Origin of the sequence: Sorangium sp. So ce302 (assembly GCF_051530145.1) — a bacterium.
In the GTDB taxonomy this organism is placed as follows: domain Bacteria; phylum Myxococcota_A; class Polyangia; order Polyangiales; family Polyangiaceae; genus Sorangium; species Sorangium cellulosum_B.
In genome coordinates, this window is sequence record NZ_CP150326.1 from 2,678,616 (window position 1) to 2,695,215 (window position 16,600).

At 70.4% G+C, this 16,600-nt stretch carries 14 protein-coding genes; 2 read left to right on the forward strand and 12 right to left on the reverse strand.

What is annotated here, in order from left to right:
* Nucleotides 1-8: 8 nt before the first annotated feature.
* Nucleotides 9-1,823 (reverse strand): hypothetical protein, encoded by a 1,815-nt coding sequence (locus WME73_RS10440; RefSeq protein WP_437915561.1) that lies wholly within the window; start codon nt 1,821-1,823, stop codon nt 9-11.
* Nucleotides 1,824-2,229: 406 nt separating this feature from the next.
* Here WME73_RS10440 and WME73_RS10445 point away from each other — a divergent pair, with 406 nt between their 5' ends.
* The gene (locus tag WME73_RS10445; protein ID WP_437915562.1) at nt 2,230-2,634 is read left to right on the forward strand and encodes a hypothetical protein; all 405 of its coding nucleotides are present in this window, start codon (nt 2,230-2,232) and stop codon (nt 2,632-2,634) included.
* Between the two features lie 97 nt (nt 2,635-2,731).
* On the forward strand, nt 2,732-4,234 hold the full coding sequence (locus WME73_RS10450; RefSeq protein ID WP_437915563.1) for a hypothetical protein: 1,503 nt from the start codon (nt 2,732-2,734) through the stop codon (nt 4,232-4,234).
* A gap of 73 nt (nt 4,235-4,307) precedes the next feature.
* Here the strand turns inward: WME73_RS10450 and WME73_RS10455 are convergent, their stop codons facing one another.
* The 11 genes from WME73_RS10455 to WME73_RS10505 form a co-directional block, all read right to left on the reverse strand.
* Nucleotides 4,308-5,528: a hypothetical protein gene (locus tag WME73_RS10455; protein WP_437915564.1), complete on the reverse strand. Its 1,221-nt coding sequence runs from the start codon at nt 5,526-5,528 to the stop codon at nt 4,308-4,310.
* A gap of 167 nt (nt 5,529-5,695) precedes the next feature.
* Nucleotides 5,696-6,058 carry a hypothetical protein gene (locus tag WME73_RS10460; RefSeq protein WP_437745326.1) on the reverse strand — a complete coding sequence of 121 codons (363 nt, stop codon included), beginning with the start codon at nt 6,056-6,058 and terminating at the stop codon, nt 5,696-5,698.
* Nucleotides 6,055-6,237: a hypothetical protein gene (locus WME73_RS10465; RefSeq protein ID WP_437328622.1), complete on the reverse strand. Its 183-nt coding sequence runs from the start codon at nt 6,235-6,237 to the stop codon at nt 6,055-6,057. Before WME73_RS10465 ends, WME73_RS10460 begins: the two co-directional genes overlap by 4 nt.
* Nucleotides 6,238-6,344: 107 nt before the next feature.
* Nucleotides 6,345-6,689 (reverse strand): RNA recognition motif domain-containing protein, encoded by a 345-nt coding sequence (locus WME73_RS10470; protein ID WP_437745327.1) that lies wholly within the window; start codon nt 6,687-6,689, stop codon nt 6,345-6,347.
* A gap of 445 nt (nt 6,690-7,134) precedes the next feature.
* Nucleotides 7,135-8,205, reverse strand: coding sequence for a DUF2169 domain-containing protein (locus tag WME73_RS10475; protein WP_437745328.1), 1,071 nt, complete (start codon nt 8,203-8,205; stop codon nt 7,135-7,137).
* Nucleotides 8,206-8,236: 31 nt separating this feature from the next.
* A complete protein-coding gene (locus WME73_RS10480) occupies nt 8,237-10,417 on the reverse strand; it encodes a type VI secretion system Vgr family protein (protein WP_437745329.1) in 2,181 nt (726 codons plus the stop codon).
* A 295-nt stretch (nt 10,418-10,712) separates the two neighbouring features.
* Nucleotides 10,713-11,963 carry a hypothetical protein gene (locus tag WME73_RS10485; protein ID WP_437915565.1) on the reverse strand — a complete coding sequence of 417 codons (1,251 nt, stop codon included), beginning with the start codon at nt 11,961-11,963 and terminating at the stop codon, nt 10,713-10,715.
* Nucleotides 11,964-12,111: 148 nt separating this feature from the next.
* Nucleotides 12,112-13,383, reverse strand: a complete 1,272-nt coding sequence (locus WME73_RS10490; RefSeq protein WP_437915566.1) for a hypothetical protein — start codon at nt 13,381-13,383, stop codon at nt 12,112-12,114.
* Nucleotides 13,367-14,041: an RNA polymerase sigma factor gene (locus WME73_RS10495; protein ID WP_437915567.1), complete on the reverse strand. Its 675-nt coding sequence runs from the start codon at nt 14,039-14,041 to the stop codon at nt 13,367-13,369. Before WME73_RS10495 ends, WME73_RS10490 begins: the two co-directional genes overlap by 17 nt.
* Nucleotides 14,042-14,288: 247 nt before the next feature.
* Nucleotides 14,289-14,849: an NADPH-dependent FMN reductase gene (locus WME73_RS10500; RefSeq protein ID WP_437745333.1), complete on the reverse strand. Its 561-nt coding sequence runs from the start codon at nt 14,847-14,849 to the stop codon at nt 14,289-14,291.
* A gap of 223 nt (nt 14,850-15,072) precedes the next feature.
* Nucleotides 15,073-16,476: a hypothetical protein gene (locus tag WME73_RS10505; protein ID WP_437915568.1), complete on the reverse strand. Its 1,404-nt coding sequence runs from the start codon at nt 16,474-16,476 to the stop codon at nt 15,073-15,075.
* Between the last annotated feature and the right edge of the window lie 124 nt (nt 16,477-16,600).

Sequence of the window (16,600 nt, forward strand, 5' to 3'; positions counted from 1 at the left end):
GATCTGGGCTATCGAGCACTCCGCCACGCGCTCAGCCCTTCGAGGGCGAAGCAGAGCGGGAGCGTCGGATTCCGGCCGTACGCGACGTGCGGGAACAGCACGGTGTAACAGCTGTCGTCGACCCAGCGGCCGTCGGCCTCCTGGCGATCCACGAGGAAGCTCGCCGCGCGATCGAGCTCCGGCGTTCGCGGGAGACCGACGGCGAGGAGCCCGCGAAGGACGTTGCCTGTGAGCGTGGGCATCGACGGGCCGCGGCCCGCCTCGGCGGGATCCGCGTAGCTCGCGATGTCCTCTCCCCAGCCGCCGTCCGCGTTCTGTCGCGACAGCGCGAACTGGACGGCGCGCGTGACCCACGGCGCGCGGTGATCGATCCCCACGGCACCGAGCCCGGCGAGGACGTACGCCGTACCCGCGAGGTAGTTGCAGGCCCACCGCCCCCAGAACGCGCCGAGCTCCGGCACCTGGTGGCGTCGCAGGAACGCGATGGCCCGCGCGACGGGCGGGCTCGTCGCGTCGTGGCCAAGCGCGCCGAGGGCGCGGAGCACGCGCCCCGTGATGTCGGCGTTCGAGGGATCGCCCGCCTCGGCCTGCAGCATCCATGCGCGGCGCAGCGCGCGGCCGATCGGCGTGCGCGGGCGCAGCGACGCGGGGAGCGACGCGGGATCGATGTAGAGCGGGCCGGGCGGCGCTGCCGGGCGGCCGGTCGAGAACGAGCCCCACCCGCCGTCGGGGTTCTGCATGGCCACGAGCCACGCCTCGCCTGCGTGGATGACGTCTCCGAACATCTGGCGTGGTGACGCGAGCGCGAGCGCGGCGAGCACCTCTGCCGTGCTGTCGAGATCGGGATTGCGCCCGTTGCCTCGCTGGTACGCCCAACCGCCCGTCCTGGGCGCGCCGCGCGGAGGTGTCTGCCAGTCCGTGGGCCCGGGCTGCGTCGCGCGCCCGCGCACCAGGAAGCCGATCGCCGAGGTGATCGCGGGGTGCGACGCCGGAATACCGCTCTTCACGAGCGCGTGGACGAGCTGCGCCGTATCCCAGTGATCACTGAGGAACGGGCTCACCTCGAGCCCCGCCTCGGTCCTCCGCTTGAGCTGATCGCAGCAGGCGAGCGCGCCGCGGATGCGCTGGTCGTCTCGCGGGACGCCGAAGCCCGCGAGGACGATGGCCGCGGTGAGCGTGGCTGGGCCCACGCCCATGAGCCCAAACGATGGATCTTGCCTCTTCGTGAAGTACTCGATTGCGCTCCTCCGCCCGCGCGCTCGGATCGGGTGCCCCTTCGCCTCGCCAGGGCCGTGGTGCAAGAGGTCGAAGACCGCCGTCGCCAGGTGGATCCACACGAGCGTGTTCACACCGAGGGCCTTGGCCAGCAAACGCTCGCTGCCGGGCAACAAGCGAAACGCGAGGCCGGGATCGGGGAGCGTGTCTGCGGGGATCACGCCCGCGAGCGCCAGGGTGATGCGCGCCGAGAGGCTCGCCCGGCCAAAGCCGCCTTCGGAGGTGATGAACGAGCGCGCGCGGCTCAACGCGGGATCCGCCGGATCGACGCCGGCCGCGCGCATCCCCGCGTACCACATGCACGTCGCGTCGAGCTGGCCCGCGCGCGCTCTGGGCCAGGGCGGCACGGAGCCGTCGTCGCGCTGCTCGGCGCGGAGGCGCTTCACGCCGAGCGCGGCGTCCTCCTCGTCGAGCGCGCCGAGCCAGCGCTCGTGCACGAGGGCGACGCTCGTGAAGACGACGCCTGCGTCGTTGAAACCCTGCCAGGCCCCGTCGGTCCGCTGCTGTTCGAGGACCGCGCGGGCGCCGCGGAGAAGGACCTGATCCACGGAATCGGCGAGCGTCGTCCGAGGGAGGGAGAGCGTCGTCATATCCATCCGGGAGAAGGAAATCCAAACGTTTCGGAGACGTCAAGCCCCAATCGCGGGACGTGCTCCGGGTTGGCAGAACGAACAGGCGTTTGCGGGACCGCGCCGGGACCTCGCCCCCGCTGCGGGTCAGGCGCAGTGCCGCAAACGCCTATTCGTTGGAGCTTGGTTCTGGCTCCACGCTCCCGACTCCGAGACTCCAATAATTCAAGCATCTTACACACCTGGTCCTGCCGCTCGGCATCGACCAGGCGGGCGTCGGCGGACGCAGCGAGGCGCGCGTGCCTCAGGCCTGCTTCGAGCACGCGCGCACCTTCACCGAGCGCCGGCTGGAGTCGCACCGAGCTCGAAGCGCGCCTGCCGTGCCTTGCCGCCGAGCCGGCTTCTGTGTCCGGGCGTCGCGCCCGCCGAGGAGGAGGGCACGCTCGCCGCTCTCGATCGCTGGTCCCGCGCTCGGCCGGCCCGCGAGCTGGCCAATCCGGAGCTCTTCGGAGGAGGGCGCCTGGCACCGGACGCCCTCGCCACGGCCGTGTCGCTCCTGCCCAGCTTCGAGGCCTTCATGGATGACGCCCTCCACGACCCGCGCCCCTTCGCCGAGCTCGTGGGGAACTCGGTCTTCAAGCTGCTCGTCGTGGGACGCGGCGCGTCCTACTTCCCGGCGCTGCAAGGGCTCGAGCCGTTCCCGCTCCTCACGCACGCGCCGGATGCGACGCTCGACAGACCGAGATCGAGCACCGGTGCGCGTCTGTCCCTGGTTCTTCACCCTCGCTGACAAAATTCAGCGATATCTGGCGCGGCAAACGTGCTCTGTCGAGCGCCGGAGCGCAAAGGACGCGCGAGGGCGGGCTCCGCTCGTCTACGGTGCGTGGATGAGAATCTTGGCCTGGTTGACTCTGGGGCTCCTGTGCGCGGCGTGTGGTGATAACGGCGATCCGTCCGGCCCGGGAGGAGGCGGAGCCGGGGGCGCCGCCGCGGCGACCGCGGGCAGCGGCGGCGGTTCGGGCGGCGGTGGCGGCGGTGCGGGTGGCGGCGGCGGCGATGCCGCCGGCACCGGCGGCGGCGGCGCGGGGGCCGGGGGCGACGCGACCGGTGGAGGGGCGGGCGTCGGCGTCGATCTCGCCGCGCCTGACGCCATCTTCCTCCACCCGGCGGGGGAGACGACCAATATGGTGTTTCACATCGCGATCGCCGGAGCCGACGACGACGGCGCCTACGTGAGCGGCGAGGGGTTCGGCGAGATCAAGCTGGGCGACCAGACGATCACCAAGCTGGGAGCGTTCCTCGTCCGCCTCGATCCCGAGGGCGAGCTCCTCTGGTCGGCGCCCATCGTCACGGCGCAGCAATCCTCGGCGACGGCCGTGACCGTCGACCGAGCGGGCAATGTGCTCATCGCGGGCGAGCTCTATGGCGAGGTCACGATCGGGGACACGAAGCTGTCCGGCGCGACGGATGATCCCGACGCCATGGTGGCCAAGCTCGACGCCGACGGCAGCGTGCTCTGGGCGAAACGCTTCGCCTCCACGGCCGCGGATCGCTGCTTTGCGGTCGCGACCGACGCCACGGGCAATGTGTACGTGGGTGGCTATGTCGACGACGACATCGACTTTGGCGACGGCCTCCTGGCGGTGGATGGGGAGTCCCCGTTCCTCCTGAAGCTCACGCCGGACGGCGACGTCGCCTGGGCCAAGGTGTTCAACAACCCCGGCGGCGCCGGCAGCGCCGTGGCCGGCATCGCCGTCCACGAGGGCGGCGACGTGTCGATCACGGGCTACGCCGACGGGGCGCTGACCATCGACGGCACAGCGCTGTCGCTGCCTGCAGGCTCGACGATGATGGGCTTCGTCGCCCGCTTCTCGAGCGCGGGGGAGGCCCGGTTCGCGCTGCGCTTCGGCGGGCCGGAGTTCGACATGGGCAACGAGATCGCCGTCGGTGAGGGCACGTTCCTCGCCGGCGCGGTGAGCGGCGAGAGCGATGTGCTCGGGACGACGGTGGACGCGGACCTCGAGGGCACGCCGTTCGTCGCGAAGCTCACGGAGAGCGGGACGGCCGAGTGGGTGATCACGCCGGAGCCGAGCGGCACGATGTACGGCCTCGCGCCCGACATGGCCGGCGGCGTCTACGCGGCGGGTCGCTACGACGATCTCGTCACCTTCGACTACACCCCGTTCGCGCTGCGCGCGAGCGCGTCCTCGGAGGTCACGGCGCTCCACCGTTACGCGTCGAGCGCCGGCGCTTCCGAAGGCATGGCGCTCACCCCCGGCGGTACGCTCTGGGTCGCAGGCACCTTCTACGGTTCCATCGACGTCGGCTCGGGTCCCGTCGCGTCGCCGAGCACGAGCGGATTCGTCTTCCGCATCCCGGCGCGCAAGTAAAAGAAGCCGGCTCGCTGCGCGATGCACGAGCCGGTATCGGTCGCGGACAGCGATCGAGGTCGCCAGCGACGCTTCAGAAGGCCGGGGAGCAGCTCTTGCCGTCGGTGGTGATCGGCTTGTCCTCGGGCTCGGCCTGCGTGAGGTCGATGGCGTGGAGATCCGTCACGTCGTCATGGCGCAGGCAGTAGACGAGGGACGTCGCGTCGGGAGCGATCGTCACGCTATCTATGTAGGTGCCGGGCTCGGCGAGCACGAGGGGGGACATCATGGCTGTGGCCATGTCGTAGACCAAGAGGGCGCTTGTGGCTACCGTGGTGTCGTCGGCCGGGATATCGATGGTTCCGGCGAAGACAAAGCCGCTTCCGTCGCCGAGCCAGCTCGCCGTCGTGAGGGAGGGCCGCACCTGGCCTGCGCCGTAGCCCTCATCCACGAGCTTCGTGGGGCTGGTGCCACCCGCTCTCGGATAGAGAAAGATGCCCTGATCCTCCGAATTCACGCACACGCTGTGAATGAGGAGGATTTCGCCGGTGGCCGGGTTGACCGAAGGTTCTATCACCGTGCAGCTCAACACCGTGGGGAAGGGCTCCGGCAAGCCACCCCCCGCCGCCACGCGCCACGGGAACGAGCCTCCTTGGAGGCTTGTTCCCTCGTACCACCAGTTGCCAAAGTCATAGAGAATGCCGGTGCCGTCGGCCGTGAACATCGGTGCGTCCACCGAGATTTCGAAGTTCGTACGGCCCTCGCCGTCGTTGGGAAACACCGGCGTGAGGCGGCGGAAGTCGGTCCCGTCGGTGGCGAGGCTCCAGAGGCGACGGGTCGCGAGGCGGGTGTCGTTGTCTTCCTTGGTGGGGCCGTAGAGCGAAGCGAGGACGATGCGGGTGCGGTCGGGCGAGAGGGTGTGGCCCCAGATCTCCCAACCTTCACTGCCGTCGCCGCGCAGATCGGTGACCACGCGCTCGGCGCCGGTCGCGAAGTCTCGCGCGATGAGATGATCGTGATCGGCCGTCTCGGCGCGCACGTAGAGGAACGTGCCGGCGGGGAGGGCACCCGCGCCGGTGGGCGAGCCACCGCTGCCGGAAGCGCCCGTGCCGCCCGATGTGCCGGTGCTGCCGGAGGAGCCGCTCGGACCAGCACCCCCGGCGCCGGAGGTGCCCGCGCCGCCGGACGTGCCCGCGCTGCCGGAGGTGCCCGATGTGCCGGTGGACGACGCGGTCTCGATCGTGCACGCCGACGTCGAATTCGCGGTGATCGCAACGAGGCTGAGAACCAGCCAACTGTTCTTCGTTGGAATCATGCGACCAGCCTAACAAACTCTACTCACGCGCATTCGCCTTTCGATCCGGCTGGATCTCAGGCTCGACCAGGTGCGCTCGACGCCTCTCCGGCGTTCGCCCTGATGCGGGAATTCCGCACGTCCGGATCTGTGGAGGGCCGGGGGGTAGTGGACCCCGGCCTACCCGACTAGGGGATTTCGGGCTCGGTGTGCCTTCGCCACTCGTCCCGCGCGCTTGAGTAGGCGGTCCGGGCGGCGAGCTCGCGCTCCACGCCGGTGATGGCGGGCATCTTGCGATGGCACAGCTCCCCGGGAAGGGTGATCTCCACCTGAGTTCGTGCTTCACGCAGCGTGCCGGGCCATCCGCCGGCGGCGGGGCGGCCTTCTCGATGGAGGTCTTGACGCCAACGCCTGGCCCACGCCTGGCCCAGCGCGTTGGCGCTCTGCTCGATGAATCGTTGCCGCACGGCCGCCAGCGCCGAGCCGTTCTGGTCGGTTGCTGGCTCTGACGGGGCGCGCTCGGCGCCCTGGCTCGGCGCTGCGCGCTTCACTCGGTGACCGCAGGCTGAGGCCCCGGGACGATCCCTGCGATGTCCGGATCCTCTCCCGGCGTCCCGCTGACGGCGGAGCCCTTTCCCGTGCGGCGCGCGAGACGGTTCGCGTCTTTCTCGCGCTGCTTCTCTTGCCTTTCGCGTTCCTTTTGCCGCTTCAATGCTCCCTGTCTCTGCATGCCGAACCGGCCTTTCGGCGCCTCCGGGCGCGTTCTTCAGCACCTCATGGTGCGTCCTGAAAGCGCAGGCGTGGCGGCGCACGAGCGCCGCCACGCCGCGCCCGTGATCAGTACCGGTCGCGACCGCCGCCGCCGAAGCCGCGCGCCGGACGCTCCTGCGCTTCGTTGACCTTCAGCGCGCGGCCATCGAGCATGGCACCGTTCAGCTGCGAGATGGCGCTGTTCACGGCCTGGGCCGTGCCCATGGTCACGAACGCGAAGCCGCGCGGCTGCCCCGTCTCGCGGTCGGTCGGCATCGCGATCTCACGGACCTCGCCGGCCGCGGCGAACGCGGACTCGAGGGTCTCGCGGGTGGTGTTGAACGAAAGATTTCCTACGTAGAGACGATTTCCCATGCCATCCTGCTCTTTTACGGCCTTCTGGTGCGCTCTGCGGCGGACCCGGCCTGCCATCCGACGAAGCCGTGACGGATCGAACGGAGACGTGCGGCGCGGAACTCCCGCGCGATCACACGGTGCGTCGTCCAGTCGTCCGAGCGAGCTGCAATCTCCCTCACGGGCGAGGGAAGAGGGAAAGCGTCGTTATAGAGGGCCAGGGACGATCGTGAGGGGGGCATCCTAGCCCGGTGCATCGCCGTCCGCAAGCGCGCCGTTCGGTCTTCCGTCGCCGAGCGTGCCGCCGACCGCAGGCGGCCGGCGAACAACGAGGTTACATCGGGGCGAAATGGCCCATTTCCGCGATCGCCGTGCACCTCGGCCCCGGACCCTGCGGGGGCCCGCCGTGAGCGACGTTGGTGATCATCGAGTCGGGTCCTGAAGCGGACCCGAACGCACATGTCAGGCTGCGCCGTGACACCGGCCACCTCTGGAGCCTCGAGACGAGCCTCGACCGCCGGCCTCACCGGTCGTGCGCGATCCGGTAGCTCCCCGGGATCACCGCCGGCGGCGGCCCGTCGTACAGCGTCGCCGTGCGCCGCTCCTCCTTGCGGACGCGGTACTCGAACACGCAGCGGAGGGAGAAGAAAACCCGCCCTTCCCCCGCGACGATCCCTATCTGGTCGAGGTGCATGGGAAAGACAACCTCCCGCTCCTCGAGCTGCACGTGGATGTGCATCCGCAGGTCGGGCATCGCGAACGCGAGATCCCCGCCGCGCAGGCCGTGCGTGAGCCGGATCCCGTCGCCCGGCCTCGGCTCGCCGCCTGCCTCGATCATCATGCCCGGGTGCCCCATGTTGAAGAACGTCGGGAGGATGTCCCTGTGCCCCACCTTGAATTCGGGCGCCCTGTCGGGCGTGAGCCGGCTCGGGTCCGGCGCGGCAGCGCTCGTCGCGGCCTTCACGCGGAGCGCGCCCTCGCTCGGGTAATAACCCAGGCCGACGGGATCGGGGGCGTCGCCGAACGAGCGGAGCAGCCGGTTCGGGTCCTCGAGGTTGGGCAGCGGCTTCCCGAGCGCGCTCTTCGCGTCGAGGTAGAACCCTCGCCCCGCCGGGTTGGGCGTGAAGGGCATGTCGAGCCCGTAGTCGGTGGGGCAGGTCCCGCCGAAGGCGCGCCCGTAGTCGAGCTCCATCGAGACGAACGCCTCCGGCTCGCTCGGGACCAGGGCGCCGCCGGCCCCGGGCACCCAGGAGCGATCGCCGAAGACGGTGATCCGCCGCCGGAAGGCCCGGCCCACCTCGAGCTCGACGTCGAGGCGCGGCCTCGCCGCGCCGCCGGGCTGGCGCACCTTCCCGCCGAGCAGCACGTCGATCCCGCCCATGTAGAACGGCTTGTCCCCCGGCATCTTGCCGAGCGCCGTCGCGACGGGCTCGCCCGAGATCGGCCACGGCTCGTCGGGCGTGGCGACGAGCGCGCCGCCGGCGACCCGGAAGGTGGGACGCGCGATCGCGCAGCCCAGCATGTGGTCGTCGCTGCGCGCCGACGCCGTCCTGAGGAGCACCGCCGGGTGCCTTGTCTCGTTGCGAAGCTTCACGGATCGAGCCCTCTCCGCCGCGGCGCCGCGCTCAGCAGTTCAGGCGCACGGTGCCGCCGTCGAGCTTCTCCGTGGCGCTCCCGTTGGTCACGTAGATCCCGTCCGAGGTGATCTCGATCTTCGCGGACTTGCCCTCGGCGTCGGTCGAATTGCCGATCTCGAGGACGATCTTCTTCTGGGCCCGGATCCGGATCGTCGAGTCGGCGAACAGGGCGAGATCGGGTCCGCCGATCTGGACCTCCTGCTCGGACTCGACGCGCACCTCTCCGGCGCACGTCATCTCCAGCGCGCCGTCGGTCACCGCCCACTCGAGCGAGCCCGCGCTGAGCGTGCAGTGCCCGTCGACGACCTGCTGCATCGTGCCGCCGACCGAGAGGGTGAGGTTGCCCGTCACACGCCTCGACTCGTCGTCCAGGGACGAGATCGCGTGCGCCCCGGTGACGATGACCGTCCGATCGCCGCTCACCTTGACCGACTCGTCCCCGCCGACGCACGCGCTCCGGTCCCCGGCGACGATGTCGCGGCGGTCCCCGACGACGCTCGCCGTGTGATCGCCCGCGACCGAGAGCCAGCTGTCGGCGCCGACCGAGGTGGTCTGATCCGCTGTTACCGTTCTGGTCTCGGCCGCGCCCACGGTCACGGTGCGCGCGCCCGCGACCGTCACCGTCTCCGCGCCGCCGACGGTCTTCGTGCGGTCGCCCGTCACCGCGAGCGCGTCGTCGCCGCCGACGTTGCGGCGCGCGTCGTTCAGGGCCTCGACCTTGAGGTCGCGCTGGGCGCGGAGGTAGACCTCTTCCCGGCCTGACTGGTCCTCGAAGCGGAGCTCGTTGTACCCGCCGCCTCCCGGGGTGGTCTGGGTCCGCAAGGCCGACTTGGTCTTCTCGGCAGGGAGCGCGTACGGATAGGGGCTCACGACCGTGTACACCCGCCCGGTCACGATCGGCCGGTCCGGATCGCCGTCGAGGAACTCGACGAGCACCGCGCTCCCGACGCGCGGGATGTGCATCGCCCCGTAGCCGGCCCCCGACGCCATCTGAGCGACGTGGACCCAGCACGCGTTCTCCGAGGCGCTGCCGTTGCGATCCCAGTGCAGCCTGACCCTCACGCGCCCGTCGCTGTCCGTCTCGATCTCGGCCCCCTGCGTCCCGACGACGGTCGCGGCTTGCGGGCCGGCGATGCGCGGCTTGGGCGTCCTGCACGGGGGCCGGAAGGCGACGCCGGCAGGGACGCACTCGAACGTGCAGCGGTACCCCTCCTTGCTGTCGAACCGGGCCGCGTGCTGGAGCCGGGTGATGAGGTACTCCGCGTTGAAGCTCTCCCTCGGGTGATCCTCGAGCCGGAACCGCGCGCCGGGCGCGAGCCGCACGGAGAAGGCCTCGCCCTGCCCCACGGCCGCGGTCGCCTGGAGCGCGTCGAGGCGGACCTCCGCGCCGGGGCTGGCCGGGTACGCGAACACGGCGAGGTCCGTGTGCCGCCCCTTCTCGGCCGCCGTGTCCACGACCGAGGCGGGGTTCTCGAACGGCACGTCGCGCGTCGTGACCTTCCCCGGCCGGACCCGCTGCGCGAAGCGGAACGAATCGATGCCTTCTCCGGTGTGGATCGCCCCCGTCACCGGCCGATACCGGAGCTCCTCCGGGGAGATGGGCGAGTGGACCTGCGCCGTGTCGGAGATCATCAGGGTCGCGCCAGCGTCGGCGTGCTCGAAGTAATAGAAGATGCCTTCTTCCTCCATGAGGCGGCCGAGGAACGCCCAGTCCGATTCGCGGTACTGGACGCAGACGTCGCGCGCCTCGTAGCTGCGCTGGAGCACGATCTGGTAACGCCGGACGCCGCCGAGCTTCAGCACGCGCTCGATGACCTCGGCCGTGGTGACGCCCTGGAAGATGCGGCAATCGTACCGCTGGTCGAGGAGCCAGACCTCCGGCACCAGCGTGGCGCGGTAGGCGGCGTGGTGCTCCGAGGTGTGGACCTGCTCGAACCGGCTGACGATCCCGTGCAGGTGGCGGGCGCCGGCGCCGTGATCGAGCGTCAGCACGGCCGACTCGGCGACGAGCGCGTCGAGGTCGAGGTCGGTGTCGGCGCACTCGACGGTGATATCGAAGGCGTAGAGCTCCGACATCGCCTCCGCGCCTGAGAGCTCCTTCACCTCGAGCGAGGTCTTGAGTCCATCGATCGTGAGTCGTGCGCGGACGAGGGGCGGTGCCACGGCCATGAGAACCTCGGAAGAAGTTCGACCATCAGAGCCGATGCCGCGCCGATGTGCAAACACGTTGCGCGCTGGCCGCGCCGGGCGAGCTGTGCGGTGCAGGTGCGATGTGCCGCTCGCGCCCCGGCCCTGCTGCGCCCAGCGCATGTCGCGGGCTGCTCATGCCTCCTCCAGCGACGCGATCCCGAGCGGCCGCTGTCGGCCGTACGACCCTGGGATGTACGCACGTCTCGATGGGCTCGCTCGGCGCCGCTCGAGGATCGAGATCGCTCGCCCGGGGTTCCGCGCGGTCGCGCCGGCGCTACCGAGGGGGCGGCGTCGTCGAAGCGCAGCAAGCGAACTTTGCGTAGTTCGCCTCGTGGGCGGCGCAGCGACCATCGTTCGCGTAGTCGAACGCCGTGAGCACGGCGCCGTCGCTCGCGCACGTCGCGTAGGCCCGTTCCTTGAGGGCGGACGCGTCGATGCACGAGGAGCCGTCGCCGAGAGAGCCGCCCCAGCAGGCCTCCGGCGGCGGAGGCGGCTCGGCGCCGCAGCACTCGAAGTAGGCCTTGCTGGTCTCGTAGCCGGTGCAACGCGGGTTCTCCTCCTCGTAAGAGAAGGAGGTGAACCTGGCGCCTGCGCTGGTGCACGTCGCATAGGCCCGATCCTTCATGACCGAGCGGTCGACGCAGGAGAGGCCATCGCCCAGCTCGCCCTTCCAGCACGCGCCGGACGGAGGAGGCGGCGGAGGAGGCGGCGGCTCGTTACCGCAGCACTCGAAGTAGCCCCAGGTGGTCTCGTGGGCCGCGCAGCTCGGGTTGTTCCGCTCGTAATCGAAGACGGTGAGGTCTCCCTCCGTGCGCGAGCACGCCGCATAGGCCTGGTCCTTGAGGACAGAGGGGTCGACGCAGGATCTGCGATCGCCCAGCTCGCCCTTCCAGCACGCGCGCGGCGGAGGGGGCGGCGGCGTGGAGCCGCAGCACTCGAAGGTGGCCTTGGTGGCCTCGTTCGTACCGCAGCGTCCGGGGTCCGGCGGGGCGTCGAGCCAGGTGAGCGTGGCGCCCGCGCTCTCGCACATCGCGTAGGCCCGATCCTTGATGGCGCCCAGGTCGATGCAGGAGGATCCGTCGCCCAGCTCGCCCTTCCAGCACGAGTTCGGCGGCGGCGGAGGCGGCGGATCGCCGCCGCAGCACTCGAAGACCACCTCGCTGCTCTCGTGCTCGGCGCAGCTCGGGTTGAGGGTGTCGCTCACGAAGCTCGCGAGCTCCGCGCCCATCCTCGCGCACCTCGCCTGGGCGTGATCCCGGAGCGTGGCCGTGTCGTGGCACGTGAATCCATCGCCCATATCCCCGAGCCAGCACGCCGAGGGCGGGGGAGGCAAGCGTCCCCCGTCGCCGTCTGATCCCGGGTCCTCGCCGCCGCCCGCCCCAGGATCCGCGTTCCCGCCTTCCCCGCCCGTCGAGCCCGCTGGTGGATCGGGATCCGGCGCCAGGGTGATGGTGCACCCGGAGCCGACGAGGAGACTGGATATCGAGACGCTGAGCAATAGACCTATCGCAAGGGAAGTCCGCATGGTGATCCTCCGTGAAAGCCGGCGTTGCGCCGGACAGCTCCGAGCGCGCGCTGCTCGTGCTCGGGTCAGCGCGCCCTCTCCGTCGTGTCGCTCTCCATCTACCAACCGCGACGAGGCCGGCGGTTTCCTCGGGCGGGCGATTTCGCGATCAGAAGGGGCAGCAGGTGTAGCTCAGGCTCGTGGCCGTGGCGTCGGTGCAGGCGACGTGTTTGTCCCCGAACACGCGACGGAAGAGATAGTGGCCATTGCCCCTGCAGAGCGCCGTGGCCTCGGCATCCAGCCTCTCGTACGGCTGGCACACCTCACCGAAGTCGATCTCGCTCGTCCAGCACGACGGCGAAGGCAGCGGATCCCCCGAGGGGCAGCACTCGTAGTAGACCCTGGTCGTCTCGTGGTCACCGCAGTCCCGGTCGGGCTGCTCCTGATCGAGGGAGCGGAGCTCCGTGCCCCTGTCTCTGCACATCCTCCAGACCTCGTCCTTGACAGACGTCGTGTCGAAGCACGTGACGCCGTCGCCGAGCACCCCTTTCCAGCATGTGGTCAGCGCCATCCTCCCGCACGTGTACTCGGCGTCGAGGTAGCTCCCGTGATCGCAGGGATCGAGCAGCGTCAAGTCCGCGACGATGAGGCTCCGCGCCTCGCACTGCGCCCTGGCCTCGTGCCGCAACGCGTCCGCCGTCTGGCAGAGCGCCTCGTCCCGCGGGGCCGCCGGATCCTCGATCGCGGGTCCTTCGGCGTCCGTGGCTCGGTTACCTTCTCCGCTCTCGCCCTCGTGCGCGGCCGCTTCCGCGGGGACGCCTCCGGAGCCTCGGCGCAGCGCGGCGTGAGGGCCGCGCTGCGCGAGAGGAGATAGCCCTTCCGGGCCATCAACCCATCTCCGGCCCAGCGTCTGCGGGGGGGTCAGCGGCTCGACGCGCACGCGCGCCGGCGGAGGCGAGGCGCGGTCGACAGGGAGCCGGCTGTCGTCCAGGAGCCCTGGGGTGTCGTTCGCGTCCCGCGGCGGCACGGCGCTGCGCGGCACGGGCGGCGCCGGAGCGAGCCGGCGGGGAGGTTCCTGGAGGAGCGGGGCGCGGATCCGGGGAGGCGGCGCTGTCGGGCCGTGGGCCGGCGTGCGCTCCAGGAGCCCGCCGTCCGTGGGAGGCGGATCGCCCACGAGCTCGATCGCTGGCTCGACGGGGCGCTCTGTGAAGATCGAGCCGGGTGCGAGGCCCTGGAGCGCGGTGCCGAGGGCGACGATGCTGGCGCTGGCGCCCAGCGCCAGCACGAGCGAGCGCCCCCCGCTCCCGCCCATGAAAGGCCGCCGCCCGCGCCGGTCGAGCTCCGCGACGAGGCGCGCCTCGAGCCGAGGCGACGGCTTCACCGCGGCGAGCTGCTCGTCCACCTCGCGCAGCAACGCGAGCAGATCACGGTTTCGCGTCATGGCCCACCTCCCATCCGGCGTCGCGGAGCTGCGCAACCGCCTTTTGAATCAGCTTGCAGACGTATCCCTTGGAGTGGCCGAGTATCTTCCCGATCTCCTCCTGCTCCTTGCCGTCGAGATAAAACATCGAGAAAGCGACCTGTTCTTTGGGAGGCAGCGTGCCCAGCGTCTCGAGCGCGCGGCGCAGATCGTCGCGCGCGATCGTCACTTCATCGAGGGGGCTGCGCTCGCCCTCGCCTTGCCCGAGCAGCCAGCAGATGGGCGGGAGCGCCAGAAATCGGTCCCGGCGCAGGCGGTTCAGGCAGCGATTCGAGGTCGTCCGGTACAGCCACCCCTCGAGGTTGTCTCGCTCGGTCAGGGTCTCGAGCGCCTTCATCAGGTCGAGGAAAACGTCCTGCGTCACGTCCTCTGCCCAGGCCACATTGCCGCGGCCGTAGCGGAGCGCGAGGCGGTACACCAGGCGATGGTGGTTGCGGTAGAGCGCGCCGAGTTCCAGCACCTCTTCGCCGGAGCGCTGCGTCACGGCGGGTGGGAGCTTCCGCTCCGAAGGCACGGCGATGTCGTCCGGCGGAGCGCTCCGGCCTCCGTCCCCCGGAGGGGAAAGCAGCTCCTCCGCCCGGGTCTGGCCCTCGAAATGAGGTCGCGCGGCGAGGTTCACCGGCGCCTCCCAGCGAGGGTCCCGTCCGCCGTGAAGCCCCACGAGCCGACCACGAGTTGCGCCATCTGACACCCTACACAATCGAGGTCGGCGCTGGTTTCCTGTCGGCGGTCTCAGGCGTCGATTTCCCCTCCACGGGGTTCTCCTGGTACCCTCCTGCAACGTCCGCGGTAGAATCGGCGAACGCCACGAGAACCGCTGCGGATCGGCGTCGTCGGGCCCTCGAGGCTCCGCGAGCGCGCCTTGCTCACCCGGTGCGCAGCGTCTTCATCGCTCCGGCCCACGCGAGCAGCTGATCGAGCAAGGCGAAGGCGGACTTCTCGTGGCGGGGGCGGGGCTTGAACACGCTGAAATTTTCGAAGTCGTCGAACAGAGAGAGCATGACCTGCGCGCGCACGTCCGCGATCTGGAGCTCGGCCATCACGAGCCGGAGGTGCTCGACGGCGCGTGAGCCTCCCGCGCTGCCGTAGCTCACGAAGCCAGCCGCCTTGTTGTTCCACTCCTTGTACAGGTAATCGATCGCGTTCTTGAGCGCGCCCGAGGTGCCGTGGTTGTACTCCGGCGTGACGAACACGAAGGCGTCGAACGAATCGATCTTTGCTGCCCACGCCTTGGTGTGAGGCTTCGTGTACTGTCCCATCGACGGGGGCGCCGGCTCGTCGAGCAACGGCAGGTCGAAATCCTTGATATCGACGAGCTCGTAGTCGGCGCCGCCCTTCTTCGTCGCCACGTCGTGCACCCACTTCGCGACAGCCTCGCCGTTGCGGCCCGGCCGCGTGCTCCCCAGGATGATCGCCACCTTCAACATGTCTGCTCTCCAAGGCAATAGCCCCTCTCCGCTCGAGCCAGCGGGCGGCGTGATGCGCATTCCCACGACGCCGTGGTGGAGAGGAGGGGCTCACGAGGTTGCTACCAGCTCGAGGCTACTACCAGCCATGCAGGCTTCCCGCCAGCCAGGTGTCGCGGGGCGCCAGGGGGGTGAAGCCCCCACGGGCAGGCGGACCCCGCCATGGGGCTGTGCGGGGCTGCCATCACGGGGCGGGATCGCCGGCGCCGAGCTCCGAGATCGCCTGGCGCACGATGCCGCCCCGGACCCAGACCCAGACCTCGCTGGAGTCCACGTGAGCGATGTCCTGGATGTCGAAGAGCTCGGGGGGCGTCTTGAACGACCAGTGATGGGCGTCGGACAGGCGGTAGACGTGGATCACCTTCTCGCCGATCGCGTAGACGGCATAGAAGCCTTCCCCGGCGGCCGAGATGGGGTATCCGATGATAGGGCCCGGCCGGCGCTCCTTCGGAGCGAGATCCGCCTTCGTCGCCGCGAAGGGGCTTGTCCAGAGGCTGGACGCCCCGTAGAGCCCGTCGTCGGAGTAGGGCTCCGCCTCCAGCCACACGAGCGTCTGCCCGTCGCTCTTGATGTCGGCGATGACCCGAGTCGACTCCGCCCGGAGCAGCGGTTCGATGGTGTGGGTCTGGCGGTTCCAGATCCACCCCTCGGACGTGGCGTCTTCGAGGACCGCCAGGCCGAGCGCATGATCGCCGACTGGATACATCTGGTCGAACGATGGCGCGTCGTTGCCTGGCTGGCGACCGAACCTCTTGGCCTGGTTGCTGATCCTGTCGTAGATGTTGACCGTGCCGGGCCCGGGCCCCGATAGCGCGAAGGTGTCGTCGCTCGTGTGGAGGCCCTGGCTCAGCGCGTCGACCGGGATGGGTTGGCTCGCGGTGGCGAGCGCGTCGTAGCCGGAGACGAGGTAGGCCGAGCCGGGCGCCTCGACGCTCACCCTCTGCGCGCCGAGCCAGACCCGCTCATGACCGACGTTGGGCACCGTCGGTATGCAGTACTCCTGTCTCGGGTCGGCCTCGGGCACGGTCGGCTCGAGGTCCCTGAAGCGCCATGCGGCGAGCGGTGTCCCGTCGGCGTCGTAGACGCCGGTCCGTCGCTCACCCCGGTACTGGAGATACAGCCCGACGCGGTAGCCGTCGCCCCATCGAACGACGCTCGGAGAGGCGGTTCGTGGATACTTGCCGGCGTCCCAGTCGACGACGAGCGACGTGCAGCCCGGAGCGTTCCCCGGGCACTGCTCCCAGCGCAAGGGCGGCAGCGCCTTGCTGGGCTCGTCGGCGACGTCGATCTGGCACCTCTCGAGCCAACGCGTGGCTCTCCAGGTGCTGTCGTCTGGATCTTCAGGCGCATCAGGGGGAGCGTCCGGGCCAGCGTCACCCGGGACGCTGGCGCCGGTCGTCGCCTCGCCTGCAGTCCCGGACCCGTGCGTGCTGCCCTGGGTCGCGTCAGCGGTCGCCGGATGTCCGCCGGTGCCGTCGACGCTCGGAGGCTCCGGCGCGCCGCGAGAGCAGCTCACCGAGAGGGCCGAGAGGGAGAAGAAGAATGGCACGGCGCGCGCCGCGAGACTGGATAGGAGGTCGTGCTGCATGGCTCAGAATACCGTGGAAGCGCCGGTCAATCCGCTTCCTGGCATGACACGGCGCGCGCCGTCGCGATCGCGGCGCCGCGCGGCCTGTCTCCTGCGTAGACACACGCCGGCGTCGGGGATTTGC